The following is an 18,481-nucleotide window of genomic DNA, read 5'->3' on the forward strand; positions in this document are numbered from 1 at the left end:
TTTTGATAAAATTTTAATGATTTATTTACTTGCTTTAAACCTCGCTTTGATAAAATCACTAAAAAATCCTTTCCAAAGTTTCCTTAATTTGATTAAAATAATTAATTCTAAGGTAGTTTTTCCAATGAAGTTGCGATTGTAATGATTTTATTTTTGGAGTCTATGTGCAAGGGTATATTTTAAATACCATACCAGTAAAAAATGAGGATATGCTCGTGCATATTTTAACGCCTTTGAGTATAAAAAGGTTATATAGGTTTTATGGAGCTAGGCATAGCATTGTGCATTTGGGTAAAAAAATAGATTTTGAAGAAGAGGGAAATGGATTATTTTTACCAAAGCTTAGGAATATAATGCATTTGGGTTATAGTTGGGAAAGCGATTTGGACAGAGTCTATGTTTGGCAAAGATTTATGAGGCTTTTAGGCAAGCATCTTTTTGATATTTATGAATTAGATAATTTTTATTTTAATATGTTAGAAATGGGAGCAGATAGGTTATGCAAGCAAAATCCTTTACGTGTAGTCCTTGAAATGTATGCTGAACTCTTGAGTTTTGAAGGTAGGGATGACAAAGGAAGGCAATGTTTTATATGTGGCAATAATATTGGAAATGAAGTGGCTCTTGGGAGATCTTTTTTGTTTGCTCATGCTAAGTGCATTGGGGGTAGTAGGGCATTTAAAAAAATACAGATTTTAGATTTTCTTAGTCAAAAAAGTACGATTGGAATGAATGATGATATTGTGGAAAAAATATGGGAAATCCTCAAACAAGGTTTATAAAATTTATTTCAGGTATTCCAATTTGACAACCGGAATTTGAGCGATAACTTAAACTTTATAATTAATTAGGCTTAACATTTATGTGGAATTTTAATCCATAAATTTAATAGCTATAGAACTTTATTGAGTATTATAAAATTATAAATTATGGATGTTTGCAAGAAGAAATTTATTTTGAAACACCCTTGAATAAATTATTTTAGAATATAATAATCAGGATAGATATTGATATATGAGAATACTTTGAAAGATTTATAATAAGGATTATTTGAGTGCAAATACATGTTTTAGGGATTGAGAATGAAGATATTTTAAGATTATGTAAACCCTTTCTTAGAGAATATGACGTATCAATGTGTATTGAGGATGGCAAAATATATTTGAAAGGAGATGAAGCACACAAAGCTTATGAGGCTATCAAATCTACTTTTGGAGACAAGGTAATTTTAGGCAGTTTGGCTAGGACTCTTATTGATATTTTGAAAAAAAATAATAAGAAGATTGCAACAGCAGAGAGTTGTACAGGAGGTCTTTTGGGTTATCAATTCACTTCAATACAAGGTGCTTCAAATGTATATGATGGTGGTTTGATAAGCTATGCTAATCACATTAAGCAAAATTTTCTTAGTGTGAAAGCACATTGGCTTAGAAAATATGGAGCAGTGAGTGAAATAGTAGTAAGAGAAATGTTAAAGGGTACGTTAAAAACTTTTGGAACTGATTATGCATTAGCCACTAGTGGTATAGCAGGTCCAGATGGTGGGAGTGTTCAGAAGCCTGTAGGTACAGTATATATAGGGGTACAAAAGAGAAATACTTTACCCATTGTAGAGAAATACTTATTCAAAGGAGATCGTGAAGATATCCAAAAAAAAGCTTGTTTAAAGGCTTTGGAATTGTTAGCAAGAAATTTGTAAAAATCTTTAAAGGACTTGACAAACACATCTAAAATAAAATATAATTCCGCTCTTTTTGTTAGAAAATATTCCAAGGTAGTAATCAGGTATCACTAAATATTTTTTGACCCGTTAGCTCAGTTGGTAGAGCAATTCCCTTTTAAGGAATGGGCCGTTGGTTCGAATCCAACACGGGTCACCATTTTTAAAATAGAAGTGGCCCCTTCATCTAGCGGTTAGGATACCACCCTTTCACGGTGGCTACAGGGGTTCGAGTCCCCTAGGGGTCACCACTTCTTAAATTGTCTTTTAAGCTAAATTATGTAGTTCTTATAGGTCGCTTAGCTCAGTTGGTAGAGCGCTACCCTTACAAGGTAGATGTCACAAGTTCGAGTCTTGTAGCGACCACCATTGGGATATATGGAGCGGTAGTTCAGCTGGTTAGAATACCTGCCTGTCACGCAGGGGGTCGCGGGTTCGAGCCCCGTCCGCTCCGCCACACTAAACTTCTTTTAGATTTTCTATCAAAATAGATTTATTGATAATAAGGTATTTTTCGCAAGACCCCTTCATCTAGTGGCCAAGGATACCACCCTTTCTAGGTGGGAACGGAAGTTCAAATCTTTCAGGGGTCGCCATTTGATTATGTTTATTTATTCAAACGATGAATATGTTTTAGAAATCTGAATATAGATATTTGCTATTAGAAATCCATATTCAGACTGATGAAATATCTACGACCTTCGTGAATATAATTGAAATTATTTACTTGAGTAGTGCTACTTCCTTCTTTGACATTGATCCAGTCTGAAAACTTTTCATTCAGTAGGTTATAAATTCCAAAATGTGCTTTGAATGTTTTTGTTATCTGGTAACTTCCACCAACATGGAATAAAAAATAGTTGTTAAAATAAGGATTGAGTGAGGGATAAGCTTTTTTTAATTGATCATAATTAAATACTCCATAATCTGAAGTAAGTAGCCAACCTGGTCCAGATTTTGGCTGTTTTGCATAGAATTCTGTACGCAAATAAAGGCTTAGTAAATCCCTAAAAAAATAATTTAAAGAAGCATTTAGATTATGCTCAGGGATATTTATAAGGGGCTTTCCTTTATCTTTACCTTTAGTTTGTTTGGTTTTTGTGAAGGCATAATTGATATTGAACCCTATTTTTCCTATAGCTATATTGATGGGGTGCAGGCTTAAAGTTACCTCTGTTCCATAAGTGATAGCTTCATCAATATTGATGGGATAAAAACAATTTGTTATTCCTGAAGTGCTGAAGCCTTTAGTGCTGCAAGTGAGGTTGTCAATAGGAAGATTATCGCCCACATTGAGTTTTTTCCCTTCTTTGCCATCAATGATTTTGTCATTAAATTTATTGTAGAACCCTGTGAGGGTGCTATCAAACCAGTCTGTTTGAATGAGTGTAGATATTTCAAAATTCAATGAACTTTCGGGTTTGAGGTTTGGATTACCATAAAGAATCCTTGTGATAGAGCTAGTCCCGCTTATTCCATTTGGTCCTGCGACAAGTTGAGCAGGTGTAGGGACTTTATAACCAGTGGAAAATCCACCTTTAAAAGTTAGGTAATCAGTTATATTGTAAACAAGATAGGCTCTTGGAGAAGTGTTAAAACCAAAGGAAAAGTTGTAGTTTTCTCTCATCCCTAATGTTAATATAAGGTTTTGGGTAATGGGAAGTTCATTTTCTGCAAACAAACTAATATTATTTTGATAGATAAAATTAGTTTTTAAGGTCTGTTTGAAAATATTATCGTTCAAAGAAGAAAACCAATATTCACCACCAAGTGTAACTTGATTCATACCAATAGGTAGACTTAATTTTGTATTTACTAAAAAATCATTACCTGCAAGACCTCTATCAGATTTTGTTTTTGGAATAAATCTTCCTTTATAATCTGTAGAATTATACTGAATAGAGCTATCAGTTTTACCAAAGGCATAATCACCTAAATGAGTAAAAATATAATTATTACGCGTGAAGGTTTGTGGATTTGCTGGGGAGGCATATGCTCCAGTGCCGGGATATTTGTTAAGCCATTGAGAGGATCGATCATAATCAAAATAGAGATAATTTTCTTCGCTTGGACTATAAGATATTCGTCCACCTATATCATATACATTTGATTCCATACCTCCTACTATCATTGTCCTGCCAACCTCTTTTTCAATACCACTTGGAGTGGGGATAATGGTCAAATCTTTTGCAGATACAAAAGCACGATAAGATTCTCTTCCTCTTAAAGACAATCCCCATCTTTTGTCCTTATCAAGAGGCCCTGATAGCCAAAAACCGATATTATACAGATTCCCAAAAGCAGAGTCTTCTTGGATTGTTGTGGATAAGTCAATGTTGGTATGCCAAGAAGTAAAATTTTTTTTGGTAATGATATTAATAATACCACCAATAGCATCGCTTCCATAAAGGGTGCTCATAGGACCCTTGATAACCTCAATACGTTCAATTGCTCCTAATGGAGGCATAAAGGATGAAAAAATACTGTCATATGCGTTTGGAAATGCTGCAGGAGTGATGTTTTGTCTTTTACCATCTACTAAGATCAAGGTATATTGTGGTGGCATTCCTCTTATGGATATGGTATAACCTGTTGCACCTGTGATTTCTTGATTAGTGCTGACGCCGGGTATGAGCGAGATTGCTTCACCTAAATCTCGATAAGGGCTATCTGCAAGTTGTTCCGGAGTGAGTAAATCTATAGAAGCAGGAGCTTGATTAAAATCTTGAAGAAAACCTGAAGCAGAGACTACAGATTTTTTCAATATATAATCTTTTGGTTCTTGATTTGTTGCTTTTGACAACATATTGATTGAAAATAGTAATCCAAATGCAAGCAAAATTTTATATTTCAAAATGGGATAATCCATAAAATTCCTTTAGAGGTTTTTTCTTATTTTTAGATAAATTTTAATATATAATAATAATTCTTATAATTAATTTAAAAATATGAGTTTTGATAATTTGTAAATATTGTTAATATTAAGTCAGACATAAGCTTCAACAAGGAGCTGACATGTCAGATTTTAATTATTCTCTTTTTGATTCCAATTCACTGCGTGAACTTGGAGTTCGAAGTTTTTTCAAAGTTTATAAAAATCCAAAAGTCTATATGTTCTATGAAGAACTTGCATACCTTACGTTAAAACTTAAACCGCAAACAGGACTCATTGTAATCAATCAAAGCGAAAACAAATACAATTTTGATGTAACTGATAAGACAATCCAAAATTGGTTAAAACACCTTCAGAAATTAGGATTGATTTCTTTCAAATATAAAAAATTTGATCTGCTTTATCTACAAATGAAAGACTATACAAAACTGAAAATCTTTGAGAAAAGGATTTATGAAAGAACTGGACAACCAGTTCTTCCTACAAGATTCTATAAAGATGTCCAACTCATTATTAAAAATGCAATCAAAGAGTTTAAAGGCAAAAAACTTTTATTCCAAGGTGAAAAGCTAAGTGTTTGTGATTTTTCTAAAAAACATGAACTTGCTTTTATGGAAAGTGTGTATGTAAACATGAATGTACTTGAATCTTAATGAAAGGATGCAATTTAAAAATCCTTTAGTCTCTCAATACTATGAACAAAAAACACTAATTACTCCCAAACTCCAATCCATAGAAAAAACCCTATCTTCAAGAAGCTCCATATCTCAAAAACAAAAAGCAATCAAAGAGCTTGAAAAAATAAGTAAGCATCTTAATCCTGAAGAGAAAGAAATGTTAGGGAGATTGAAAGAGAAATATCAAAATCCAAATCAAGGAGTCAAGAAATGAAAATAATTAGAAGTATTGATAAAAAAACTCACAACAAGTTGGTGAATCTTGTTGTGAGGAAGACTCAGGCGATTATCTATTTAGGTTTGAACTTAAAGATAAAATCTCTAATTTCCTCCCTAAAAAGTGTGATACACACTGCGATAATCGCAATGAAAATGTTTAAGGTTTCCATTATGGACTCCTACATTATAGAGTTCCCACCCCTGTCCCGTATAGCCAAAAAAAAACCTAACCACTTTTTAAAGCAGTTAGGCAAATCTATAATGTAGGCGAGTCTTTTTTCACCTATCCAAGTTACCAACTTAGACACAACGATTATAACATAAAAATATAGGGGAGTTCAAAATAAAAATGATGAAGAGTATTCATAAAAAAACCCTCAATGGGTTGATGAAGTCCATTGAGGGAAATGGAAGAAGGCAATCTATCTATTTAGGTTTGAACTTAAAGATAAAATCTCTAATTTCCTCCCTAAAAAGTGTGATACACACTGCGATAATCGCAATGAAAATGTTTAAGGTTTCCATTATGGACTCCTTATTTTGGATTTCCCACCCCTGTCCCAAAAAACCAAAAAAAAACCTGACTGGGTTTAATCCAATCAGGCTTATCCAAAATAAGGCTTCCATTTTTTGTATCTATCCAAGTTATCAGCTTAGACGCAGTGATTATAACATAAAAAGGATTGGTATGCAGAAGAATTGTATTTATTTTAGGCACCATTACACACCATTGATAAAAGTCTCTAAAATGATTTTATTTTTTTTCTTTATAGGTTTTTCTATATCAATAATCAATGCAAAAGAAGAATCAAATAAACCAATTTTTCCCTATGAAAAAGAATACCTTCAATCTTGGAATCACGCACAGAATATCAAAATACGCAAAACACCTTTATATATCAAGGGGCTTGAAACCATATATTTAAGTTCTCATTTTAAAAAAGAAAAACTTAAAGACCCAGTTGATAAAGATAAAGAAATTGAAGTGCGTTTGCCTGATTATAAACAAGCCCTTGATTATTTTATCCAAAGCTTTAATGAAGAAAAAAATTTAGCTGCTGCATTCATAGCTACTAAGTTAATGGAAATGGCAGGACAAAAAAGAGATGTTGCTTATCAAATTAAATATTTTAATTTAATAGAACCTTTAGCTAGACAAAATAATTGTAAAGGATTGGAGAGGAAAGCCACTTATTTATTTTATGGAATGGGTGGAGTGATTGAGGATAAAAAAGCAGCTAAAAACATAGCAAAAAAAGCCCTTAAAATTTGTTCAAATACTCTTTATGAGAATTCATTAAAAGAAATTTTACAATCACCAAAGGAGAGGGAATGAAGTATTTTATTTTTATCGCATTGTTAGCTTTAAATCAAATTTTGTGGGCTTATAAAGATTTTGGAGTTGTTGGGAATACTTATGATATCCAAGAAGAAGATTTGCTCATTCAGATCAGGAATGCAGCAAAAAATACCAATACCAAAGAACTCAAACAACAAATGGAAGAATCTGTCAGAAGAGCAATGATTGGTAAGATATCATTGCCTTTTTGTCAAAAAAACACTGAAACAAAGCGAGATATTTTTAATAATCAAAAAGCTGCTTTTGATATTGATATTCCAGAAGCAGATGTCCATATTAAAGCAGGCACACCTATGTCAAGCTTTTATAATGGAGAATACCTTCACTATGGACTCATCAATGTAAATTCTCCTCATGAACTTCTTTGGCTTAAGGGACAGAATGGAAATTTAAATGTTTTGGTGAGCGAGGGGGATTTATTAAAACTCAAAAACTACCCACAAAAATACCTCTTGAATGATCGATTAAAAGATTCTTTTAATCTTAAATGCACTCCGACAACATTTGAGATCAAAGATGGCTATTTGATCATTCATGAATACAAAATTGATCGGAAAAAAGAGGTAGAAGAATGAAAAAGATTATGTTTATCTGTTTTTTGATAGTAGCTTTTGTTTATGCAGATCAAGATTATACTGGTAGTTCAGCAGATGATGCAAAACCTACAGGAGATAATGTAACTACTTCAAAATCTCCAATGCTTGATTTTATGAATTCGCTAGATTGGGAATTCTTTGGAGATAAATTTGAAATAAGTTTAGGTGATATTTGCATGTGCGATACAACTGGTGATGCTTCTGAGTTGCCTGTTGGACTTAAAGCTAGCTTGGTTGAACCTATTTTGGGTTTTTCATCTTCAAATGAAACGATGAATTTTATGGGATTAAATGTGAAGATTGGAGGTGATGCTTTAGGGAAAGAGGGTGTTTCAAGATCAGGAACCAATACGACAGTAGAGACAACGGGATTCAGGCAATCAAATTTTTTCATATTTCCTATGATGGCTTTAATAAATTTTATCCTTCCAGATGCGGTTTGTTTTGATAGGTCAAATACTGAAATATCAGCTTCTTATATCAGCGAAACTGATCCGACTTATCAAAGTGATATTTTAGCTCTCGCCACTGCTGAAATGAATCCTCTTGGAAGGGCATTTTTTAAAAGTCCACTAGCTGATTTAGCTTGCCTTGCTGATTGTGTGGCTGCAACGGCAGGACACCCTATCAATAGTCTTTATTGGTGTGATGGTTGTCGTGGGAATATGGGGGCTGGGAATACAGGGTATACCAAAATAGGTGATCCGATTGAAAACTCTGAAATGATTGCACTCAGACAGCTTTCAGTCATGCATGAAACAATGAAACTTTTAAAAACAAGCAATGCTTCTTTTTCTTTTTTGAATCGGGAGCTTCCTGATAGCATGTGTGGAGATAAGATTTTCCCGCTTTTGATCAAGGATCAATATTACATACAGCTTGCTTATGGAAAAGCTAAAAGATTTGGAGCTTTAAGGCTTCATTATGATTTTCAATCAGAAGTTAAGGATAAAGATGCCTTTTTCTTTTGGATATGGAGAAAAAGGGATTACTGCATGGGGCAGACGCCTTGTAAATAATTAAAAAATAGGAGGTTAAAATGAGAACTATAAAGATATGGGTTTTAATTTTATCGTTATGTATTATGAATGTAAATATATGGGCTAAAGTTAAAGTTTCAAATGCTAGTGTTGACAAACATCAATCATTAGAAAAAATACAAGAGCAAATTTTAGACCCTAAAATTGCTAAAAGTCTATTGACACCTAGACAATTTGAGACCTATGAGGATAGCCTTTCTTTATTGAAAGAAGGTCAACAAAAAAAATTAACAATCTTTTATCTGACAACACAATCAGTATTCTTAGGTGCAAAGCGATTCAATGCTTCTGTGAGTAAACTCAATCAAAGAGGTGAAGAGGTTGAGGGGAAGATTGTTTTTAGAGGGTTCCCTAAAGATATGACGACTTTCATAAGGAATGTTTATCAAGAAGGCACTAAAGGCAAGATCAAAATCTATCCAAAAATATTTTCAACCTTGCATGTCAATAGAGTCCCTGCATATGTTTTGTCTTATTGTCCTGTTGGGGAAAATTTTAGTTTTAAAGAATGCGATAATAAATTTGTAGCCACTGGGGACATTACTTTAAGTGATTTTTTTTCTATCGTGAGTGATTATGATAAAGATTATGCCAAATATTATTTTACATTGATAAGACCTGAGTAGAAGGAATAATGATGAAAAAAATTGTATTTATTTTAATGGTTTTGCTTGTTTGTATAGGTTTAGCAAAGAAAGAATTTAATATTCGAGATTTTTATAATAATTCACAAGCAAATACACCTCAAAATCCCAATGATTTTAGTGTTCAAGATACTTTGAATGGAATATTTTCAGAAGATGTTCTTGATGCTGCTAATTCTGAAAATCCAGATTCTTTTAAAGATGCAGAAGTTGGAGATAAATTTAAGGATTCAAAAGGAGTTAGCAGTTTTGTAGAAGCAGAGAAAAAAGGGACTAGAAAAGAATTGATTACAACAACTGTTGATAAATTAGGTAATATTGCTAAATCGACAGGTAGGGCAACTTGTTACATCGCAAGGGGAGAAAACTTTTTTCAATATCAATGTTCCATAAATGGCATCACCACTCCAATTAAGGGTAGTGGAGATGTTGATTCTCCTTTGAATGCTAAAAAAAGATGTGAAGAAACTTGTATCACCCCAAGTAAATGTGTGGTGGCAACTAACCCTTTGGATACTCAAAAAGAAGATGTAGAAAATATTATAACCGATGCGATTGTGCTTTCAAAGAAAAATCCCAAACAACAAATTGAAAAGAATTTTAAGCCAGACAAAAAGACTAAAAATTTTATTTTTACTATCAAGAACAATGCAGACATGAGGTTTGATTTTTCATATACTGATGAAAGTGGTTATGAAAGGATACTTGCTCGTGGGCTTTTATTGAAAGCTCAAGATGAAAAGACTATTACAGATGGAGGGCTTGTTAAAAAATATACTATCAACAATAAAGTCAAGTCTATAAAAATGTCATTTTATATTTCTGACAAAGTAGATTTAGATCAATATGATGATGAAGATAAAAAATTAATCGCAACTATCATAAAACCAAAGTTGTTGATTCCAAAAATCAATCGTTTCGTATCTGAAGGGATGGATATTTTTAATAAGCCTGCCCTAAAGAATGCTTGCTCTAAAAAAGATTTGGTTACTTTGAAAGTTGATGGAAGGAATTTTCAAATTTGTAAGACCAATAGCACTGGAGACAATGAAGATGGAACATTTTCAAATGAAAAAACTTGTTCTGCAAGCTCTTTTACTAGAGGATTTTGCACTTTAAGAGAACCTGCTTTGAATGTGGAGAGTTTTTTCAATATAAAAGAAGGTTGTTTGGAAGGCACAAAAAATTGCTCTGCAGAAACTTGTAAAGAAGCTAGAAACAATGCAGCACCTATCTTGAATGAGAGGGTTTTTGATGCAAAGGGGAATGTAGTTGAAACTATTGTGAATGGAGGCAGGGTTGCTGGAACTATAAGACCTAGAATCATAGCTGAACCCACTGATTATGAAAATACTATTGAAACTGAAGGCAAAGATAGGGCTTATATCAATATGATCAATGACCAGCAATATGCCTCTATAACGCCTATTTCCAAAAGTAGGAAAACAAGTTATGCCATCAAGACAAAGAAAAATCAAATCTTTATTAAAATCAAGCCCAGTGATGATTTTTATGATAAAAAAATGTATGTTTATGTGATGTTAGCTTTACAAACAGTTGATAAGACAGGTCAAAAATCCAAATTGACTTTAGACAACAAGTATTATTATCTAGCAGACAATTCAGGTAAGTTCCATTCTTTTTTCCTGAGCAATGGTTACAATGTTTCAAACAATATGGATAATTCTAAAAAAGAATTTGCACATTTTGATTCTGTTTCTAAGATATGGAATGGATTGGATAAAAATCAAAAGGCAGAAATTTTTAAAGCCTATGATAATGTTTTAAGCAGTGTCAAAAAAAATAAGTATTTTATTGAAGAAAAATTGATTGATGATAAGGTAGCTCCTCTTTTGCTTGAAGGTCCTGTCAAAAGTAGAGTCTATGCAGTATCTTATGATTATAGCGATCTTTCTGTGAATACCAATCCTGATAGTGAAGCTGAAGAACATTTTAGAGTTGTTGGAGAGTTTTATTATCCTATGAAAACAGATAAAGATATTCCTAGCTCTATCCGATCGCTTAATAGTGGAGAGAAATTAGTGAGGTCGGTAGGTGATATTCCTATGCAGTATGAAATTTCAGTACTTGCTTCTTCTAAGCCACTCACATATCAAGAGATTGCAGATGCCCTTATTTATAGGGATACTACAGGTGAAAATTTAATTTATAATTATTTAGATGATAAAAAACATTATATTTCAATCCTTAGAGATGATGCTTTAGAACCTAATCAATTAGTATCTATCTATCTGACTGGTAATTTAAAAAAGCTTTCTGCATATGCTTCTTTTAGACCTAAGAATGGTGAAGTCAATGGCAAAGATGATAAAAGTGATATTAGAGAAAGTGGATATTCTTTCTTATGGTGGGGTAAAAATCAAAGAGATGTGGATAAAGGGAGCATTTTAAATTTAGCTCCAAGTGATAAAAAACCATTTGCTTATTATGAACACCTTTCGCCTTCATATGATTTGATTCCTTTGTTTGAAGATAAAGATATGTCTGATAAGGCAAGTGAACAATTAAATTTTGGGTATGGTAGTGGAGATTACGATTCTAGTTCCGATTGTAAGGTGTTTACAGCAGGTGGCATTACGAAGAAAATCTGTTTACCGTGGTGGAGGATTGAAAGAGAATATGATGAAAAAATAGACAAAATCATACCTGATAAAGGATTTCAAAAAGCAATGAGGGCTTTGGTAGTCCCAATGGTTGGAAAAATGGTAGAAGTTTGCACCAAGATCGATCCAAATGCAAATTCATTTTTCAATAAAGACACTCCTACAACGCTTAATTGCACCAGTTATTACAACAAACTCGCTGGAGAGGATTGTTTTACTAACCCTATGCAAAAGAAATGCTTTGTAGATAATTGCCCAATCAAAGTGAAGCAAAATTGTAAGCTTAAAAGCACTCTTGATTTTGGTCAAAAAGATGAAAAGGGTAATGAGTTGGCAACTTTGAAAACTAAAATAAGTGTGCCTGACAAATCTTCTGCAGACAATAGTGAAATTCAACTTGAAGGCACCCGTTTAGCTCTCAAAACTTATACCTATGAATGTCCTGCTGTGAATGATGTGGAAATCAATCAGGTATGCCTCCAGACAGAAACAGTAACAATGAATCCAGCAGACTGTAGTGATATTAGAAAAGATGGAGTAGAACTCAGCAAAGAAGATAAAAGCAAAATAGCAGGCGATATAATAAGACTTAAAAGCGATTACACTTATTGTGATACCAATCGTCCTATTATGGATTCTTTGGGTAATTTGACAGGCTTTAAAGGCACCTGTGCAACTAATCAAAAAGAAGTTGTGTGTGGTATCAATCAAGTCCAAAGGACAACCAGGACATGTGTGCTTCCAATTTTTAAAACCGAGTTATACGATGATGTAAAAACTCAAGAGATTCAAAAAGAGTGCAAAGATGTATCTGTCAATATAATGAAAGGTGATGAAGATATTTATGCTAGTGATCCAACTTGTCTGAGAATGAATACGGCAGCTGATTCTAGGAAAGGGATTGTGAGTGCAACATTTTCAAACAATAAAGTAGGGGGGACTTTCATTGTTTCTAAAAATTACAAAGACACTCAAAAGATAGAATATTGTAAATACGATGGGGTGAAAAGTTCTCTTTTGCCTTCTGATTGCAGCGATAATGCTCATCAAGTGATGAATTTTACCTCAACGATAACTGATTCTAAAGAAATCCTTTTTGCTGAACAAATAGGGGTTTTAAGCAATGGAGGGGTTATTTCTGGCATCAAGTCGCTTTATGAACAAGATGTTAAAGTGCATCTTCCTACTAAACAATCAGATACATCTGTTTCAGATATTAAAATACCAGAGAAAAGAAAGTATAAGTGTAAAGTAAGAAGAGGGAGAAGAGGCTCAAGTAGTTTTTATCATTTTGATGCTTTGCTTACAGATAAGGAATTTAAAGAAATACAAAAAATAATAAGCACAACAGGAAAAATATATGTACTTTCCGTTGGTGGAGATTTCGTGGGAAGAAAAATAGCTGTGAATGGTGATCATAGTGGAGATTCTTGTGAATTAAATGGAGGTGCTTCCACTCCAGATGTTGATGTTGTAAAACCAAAACCTCATACGATGGCAGAACAAGCAGGTGGGCTTTTGAATCTTTCAAATGAATATTGGAAACTATTTGAGCCTTATAAATATCGCTGGAAACGCAGTATTGAAAATAATGATCCTTTGATGACCTTGATAGAGGATAGCTATAAGGCAAATGTGGATTTTTCTTCTGAAGCTTTGAATGGTATGGTAGGTTATTCTGTTATCCAGCTCATGCCAGAAGTGAGCAGTTATAATTTTGAGACAAGCAGGTGGTTTGAGCCAGAATTCAAGCTTTATAATATAATGGCAAATAGTCCTGATAAACCTTGGGATTGTCATTGTATTTCAAATTTTTGCGATTGGTATAAAACACAAACACCTCATGACTATAAATGTCCTTATCACTCATTCAAGGCTCTAAAAGTTTACAACAATGCAACACTAGGATTGAATATTATCCTCCCAACCCCTTCTGATTATGAATTTTATTTTTATGATAAAGATGGGAAAGTGATTGCCAAAGAAGATATTCCTCGAACAAAAGTAACTGCACTTCCAGCTGGTTTTATTCAAGCCCTTCCGTTGGTCTCAAAATTAAGAACTCCAAGAGCCAATGAATTAGAAAAAAAGCTTATCCCAGCCAAAGAAAAAGAAATAGCAGATTTGAAAGAAAAATACACGCAACTTTCTCCGATCAAAAAAATAAAAACAATAGCTTATGGATACAACGAACATGCTCAAAATATTGATATTGGAAAAAAGACAGGGAGAACTAATGATTGGGGGTTTTGGTATGGTGGCAATGGTCCTAGTAAATTAGAACTTTGTGTCAGCAGATGGGGAAAGGAGTCAAATAATTGGGGGTATCCGATTGGCTATGAAATAACATTTGAAAATTTTAATGGTGTTGATGATACTCATTGGTTCAATACTCTTGGTTTTACACAATATGAACAATGGATCAATGGAGAACTTAAAGAAGATAATTTTGATGACAAGATTAAGATAGATGAAGCTAAAAAATCAATAGATAAAAAAGCTTATGATTTGATTGGTCGGTTGTCATCACAAGGGGTTCCATTTTCTCAATTAAGTCATGGAAGTTGTTCATTAGCAAATAATAATAGCGATGGACATAGTAAGGATATTGATGATATATGTATTTCTAAATTTGATCGCAATGATGTCCCTAGACATCCTTTGGAATATAAAAAAAGTGGAAAGCAGCTTTATCATTGTAAATCAGAAAGTAAATATGATTTTAGTCAAGATGAGACTTGGAATCTCTATTATGAAAGCAAAGAAGAGGCTGAAAGGAATGATGATATAGATAATGATATGGATTATACTTGTGAACTCGTTTTGGATAGCAATGGAAAACCTATTGATGATATGTCAATCCCTATTCCTGGCTCTGATTATTTTATAAATAATGGCAAAAATACTATTGTTGATTGTAAATATTACCAGCCCAATTATGAAAAAGAATTAATAAAATTAGAAAAAGAGCTTAAAGAATTACAAGATGAACTCAAAGATGAATTGCCTAGAAGTTGTAGCAATGATCCTTTTTCTCCTGTAGGCGGAGGAACATTATTTGGCATTGAGACTTTTAATGGAACTTCATCATGTCCATTCAATAGAAGCATGAACTATATCCGCAATTATTCTGTTTATTCTATAGCAGTCATAGATAAAGAAACAGGCGATAGAACTGTTAAAAAACTCACATATCCAATGCCATTTTTAAATCGAATCTATTTTACATACCTCAAATCAGTTGAAGAAAGGAAATACAAATGTTGTTCAGCTTATCAAGACAATCATTAAAAATATTTAGCTTTTTGCTCATTATATCCATAGGATTGAATGCTCAAGATTCAAAACAAACATGGTATTGTCCATTAGATAAAAATTATAAAGACTACCAAAAAGGATTGACTTCAGATTTATCAAAAGCAACTGGTTACAGCACGCAAGATGTTTGCGAAACAGGTTGCAGAGTCCAAAATCATTGCACTGTAATGCAAGTTGCTGCAAATAGGCAATTACTTATTGAAGCAAAAGATTCTCTTGATATAGAAGCACTCAATAAGCATCTTAGTGATCTTAAAGGTAAAATAACAGGTTTTCAAATCAAGGTCAATGGTATAGAAGTTCTTTTGGTGCAAGGTAAAGAGCCTATTGCTTTTACAAATCTCTTTCCAGTTATCAAAAAAAGTGATTTGAAAAAAAATGGCATTAAAGTGGTCTTTGATGATAATGTGTTTTCTGTTTTTGCTTTGAAAGGAGACAAGGAGCTTATTCATATTGATAAAGATAGCATGTTTTCAGAAGGTATTTCTGCTCAATATACTAAAGAAGGCAACACATCAGTCAAACAAAATGGAAGCCAAAAGATATATGATGGAAAGATTGATTTTTATGACACATTAGGCATAACAAAATCACCTAAGGGAGTAGAGATTAAAATAGGTGCTGATAGTATTTCTATCCCTGTAAAAAAAGTAGGTTCTAAATTTGAAGGAGAAAAAATTTCTAATTATGAGGGTAGGGCGGTCAATGAGTTAAATATTGGTGGAAAAAAAATAAGTTTCATCAGTCTTATCAATGGAGATGATTTGAAAAAAACTACCTATGCTATTCAGAGTAACGATGGCTTTTGGGATAAGAATTTTCTAATCAATGCGATTTTAAAGAGAGAAGAAAGCTATTATACTTGTCCTTATAACATTTCTGCAAAAGGTGATAGAGGGGAGAATGCTTTCTCTTCACAAGAGAGCTGTGAAGCTCAATGCACTCTTCCAATAAGTTGTCAGATCAATAAAACTACCTTGAGTGGTGATGATTCTGATTGTGTGGTTGAAGAAAAACCGCTCAATCCAATCACTGATATTGATGGTAAAACGATTTATCTGTCAAAAGAGGTTACTAAGGTTTGTAAAAAAAGCAGAGAGGTAGAAATTGGTTGTAGAGAATATACTGAAAAAACAACCACCTTTCCTTCAGCAGATAGTTATTTGAAGAATATACCAAAATTAGAAAAGAATTTAACAAGGCATGATTTTTCTAAGGCAACTAAAGTATTGGGAGAGGCTTCTATTGCAGAACAGAGTATCCATGTTTTTTCTGGTGAATCTGATTATTGTGATTCTGGGCTTTTCATAGACAATCCTTCTGTGATGGATATGGCTATCAAGTATGGAGCGATGTTGGCAATGGCTGCTTATGATTTTGGAGCTGATGCTATAAAAAATACTCACACTCAATCAATAACTAAAGTAACTGGTGGTGGTGCTCCATATGCCAATACTGCTAAATTTGGCACCGATACATTCAGGGTTGTTTTTACTCCTTTGGGAGATGCCGTAAAGAAAGGTATAGGGAAAGCTGCAAGTGAATTCCTAAGTAAATCCCTTACTTATTCAACAGAACAAGTACTCAAAAGTGTTGCCATTAAGATTGCTAGCACTGCTCTTAGTGAAGCTGTAAAAGATGTTTGTGATCATACAAGCAAAAAAGATGATTGTGGGCATAAAGAAAGCCCTTCTCAAAGAGGGATAAAAAATAATGCAGCTTTCATTACAAATGGTGCGAGTGTGGGCATAAAAAATAATTCAAGCATCAAGAGTTATAAAGAAATGGAAGGTTCATTAGATAATGATGATTATAAGGCTATGAAATATGTTGAATGCATGACAAGTACATTTCAATTAACTTACTCTGATTTGGCTAATTATCAATTAAGTGTTGATCTTGATGATTTAACTCCTGAAGAAAAGAAGACTCAAGAGAGGATATTATACACTTCTACTGAACCGTATCATATCAGTGCAGATGATGTTGCTGTATTGATGAAAGCTTTTGCTAAAGAAGATGATGGCACTGTAGATGTAGAACACCTTAATGATTATTTTTATGCCAGGTATAGCTTAAATGAGGTTGTAGATGCTAATGGTAAGACATCATATAATCTTTATGCTCTGGCTCCTGAGGATTTATTCATAGCAGCTGAAACAGTTTGTGGGGGAAAAGATGTGATTGAAGATATTCGTCGAAAATATGGTGCGAGATTTTTAAATCCTGATCTCTCCCATCCAAGCGTTGAATCTGAAGTAAAAAGACAAACTCCAGAGCCTGATTTACCTGGATTGTCTTCTGATAGCAGTCGTTCAGTTAGCACTGACAATACAGGCAAAATTATTAAAGAACTTGGATTTCAGGTTGCAGATACAATTGCTGGTGGATTTAATCCTCCTTTTAATATGATAGCTTCTGCTTTTGTGGATATAGCAAGGACAATGTCTAGTGGCAATACTTGTGGTCTTTCAGAAGATGATAAAAGATTTGTGCAAGAAAGAGCAGATAAGGGAGGAAAAGATGGGAAAGAGTATTTGAAGACAAATTTGCGTCTTGAGGCAGGATTGTGTATACCTGCTAATTTTAAACCAAGTAAATTCTTGGGCTTTGAGGTAAGAAGGGACAATACAGAAATAATGTCAAATCCAGCTTCTTTAGGGATATTACAAACAGATTGGTTTGGAGGAGAAAGGAGAAGGCATTATTATTGTTGCTATGATCAAAAAATCACTAAGATTTTTGCTGAAGGATTTATGCAGCAGCTTGGAAGGAATGTAAATAAAGGCGAATGTGATAAAATCAGTATTGATGATTTGAATAATGTCAGTATTAAAAAATGTGAAAAAGGAGAAGACCCACAAAAAGACAAATGCTTCCCTGCTGATAAATTTGAAGATTTGACAAATATTTTTCTTCAAGGTGGCAGCATTGGAAGTGATAAGGCAGTTGAATCTATCATCAATACAACAATGAATTTGAAAAAGGAATTGAATAAAGAGATAGAAGGAAAAGTTATCAAAGAAGAAGAACCTAAAAAAGAGGAGCCTAAGGCTCTTGGTGCAGGAACTAAAGAATAAAAATAAAACATTTATCAAATCATTGAAACCAAGAATGGAGATATAGAAAATGCTGAATAATATTTTAAAAACTTATCTTTGTTTTGTAGTAGAGAATTGAAAATATCTCAAGAATATCTAAACACAACTCAAAGCAATCTTTATTACTTTAGGAAAAAAGGTCGGTATTTTTGTATAATATTTAAAAGCTAAAAAAGGATTTTGAGATGACTTTAATTATTGAAAATTTAGATGATAAGTTTGTCCCTGCGTTCAAAAGCCTAGCTAATGTGTTGAATGCTAAAGTAAAAGATACCCAAGCATTAGAGTG

At 33.2% G+C, this 18,481-nt stretch carries 11 protein-coding genes and 5 tRNA genes; 15 read left to right on the forward strand and 1 reads right to left on the reverse strand.

Annotated features, from left to right (window positions below):
- Positions 1-164: 164 nt before the first annotated feature.
- From recO to BKH44_RS07320, 7 genes are all read left to right on the forward strand, one after another.
- A complete protein-coding gene (recO, locus tag BKH44_RS07290; protein WP_095271854.1) occupies positions 165-782 on the forward strand; it encodes a recombination protein RecO in 618 nt (205 codons plus the stop codon).
- 272 nt (positions 783-1,054) lie between these two features.
- Positions 1,055-1,699 (forward strand): CinA family protein, encoded by a 645-nt coding sequence (locus BKH44_RS07295; RefSeq protein ID WP_095271857.1) that lies wholly within the window; start codon positions 1,055-1,057, stop codon positions 1,697-1,699.
- A 105-nt stretch (positions 1,700-1,804) separates the two neighbouring features.
- Positions 1,805-1,880 (forward strand) — tRNA-Lys (locus tag BKH44_RS07300).
- 16 nt (positions 1,881-1,896) lie between these two features.
- Positions 1,897-1,971: transfer RNA gene (locus BKH44_RS07305), tRNA-Glu, on the forward strand.
- 42 nt (positions 1,972-2,013) lie between these two features.
- Positions 2,014-2,089 (forward strand) — tRNA-Val (locus tag BKH44_RS07310).
- 11 nt (positions 2,090-2,100) lie between these two features.
- Positions 2,101-2,177, forward strand: a tRNA-Asp gene (locus BKH44_RS07315).
- A gap of 63 nt (positions 2,178-2,240) precedes the next feature.
- Positions 2,241-2,316, forward strand: a tRNA-Glu gene (locus BKH44_RS07320).
- A gap of 65 nt (positions 2,317-2,381) precedes the next feature.
- Here the strand turns inward: BKH44_RS07320 and BKH44_RS07325 are convergent.
- Positions 2,382-4,589, reverse strand: coding sequence for a TonB-dependent receptor (locus BKH44_RS07325; RefSeq protein WP_095271860.1), 2,208 nt, complete (start codon positions 4,587-4,589; stop codon positions 2,382-2,384).
- A gap of 146 nt (positions 4,590-4,735) precedes the next feature.
- Here BKH44_RS07325 and BKH44_RS07330 point away from each other — a divergent pair, with 146 nt between their 5' ends.
- From BKH44_RS07330 to BKH44_RS07370, 8 genes are all read left to right on the forward strand, one after another.
- Positions 4,736-5,266, forward strand: a complete 531-nt coding sequence (locus tag BKH44_RS07330) for a hypothetical protein (protein ID WP_095271863.1) — start codon at positions 4,736-4,738, stop codon at positions 5,264-5,266.
- A 7-nt stretch (positions 5,267-5,273) separates the two neighbouring features.
- A complete protein-coding gene (locus BKH44_RS07335; protein WP_143428323.1) occupies positions 5,274-5,504 on the forward strand; it encodes a hypothetical protein in 231 nt (76 codons plus the stop codon).
- 693 nt (positions 5,505-6,197) lie between these two features.
- Positions 6,198-6,845, forward strand: a complete 648-nt coding sequence (locus BKH44_RS07345) for a hypothetical protein (RefSeq protein ID WP_143428324.1) — start codon at positions 6,198-6,200, stop codon at positions 6,843-6,845.
- Positions 6,842-7,444, forward strand: coding sequence for a hypothetical protein (locus BKH44_RS07350; RefSeq protein WP_095271873.1), 603 nt, complete (start codon positions 6,842-6,844; stop codon positions 7,442-7,444). The genes BKH44_RS07345 and BKH44_RS07350 overlap by 4 nt, the downstream gene beginning before the upstream one ends.
- Positions 7,441-8,484, forward strand: a complete 1,044-nt coding sequence (locus tag BKH44_RS07355) for a TraU family protein (protein ID WP_095271876.1) — start codon at positions 7,441-7,443, stop codon at positions 8,482-8,484. Before BKH44_RS07350 ends, BKH44_RS07355 begins: the two co-directional genes overlap by 4 nt.
- 20 nt (positions 8,485-8,504) lie before the next feature.
- On the forward strand, positions 8,505-9,131 hold the full coding sequence (locus BKH44_RS07360; protein ID WP_095271877.1) for a TrbC family F-type conjugative pilus assembly protein: 627 nt from the start codon (positions 8,505-8,507) through the stop codon (positions 9,129-9,131).
- Positions 9,132-9,142: 11 nt separating this feature from the next.
- On the forward strand, positions 9,143-15,064 hold the full coding sequence (locus BKH44_RS07365; protein WP_095271880.1) for a hypothetical protein: 5,922 nt from the start codon (positions 9,143-9,145) through the stop codon (positions 15,062-15,064).
- Positions 15,034-18,171 (forward strand): hypothetical protein, encoded by a 3,138-nt coding sequence (locus tag BKH44_RS07370; RefSeq protein WP_095271883.1) that lies wholly within the window; start codon positions 15,034-15,036, stop codon positions 18,169-18,171. The genes BKH44_RS07365 and BKH44_RS07370 overlap by 31 nt, the downstream gene beginning before the upstream one ends.
- Positions 18,172-18,481 lie beyond the last annotated feature (310 nt).

Source organism: Helicobacter sp. 13S00477-4 (assembly GCF_002272785.1).
In the GTDB taxonomy this organism is placed as follows: Bacteria; Campylobacterota; Campylobacteria; order Campylobacterales; family Helicobacteraceae; genus Helicobacter_J.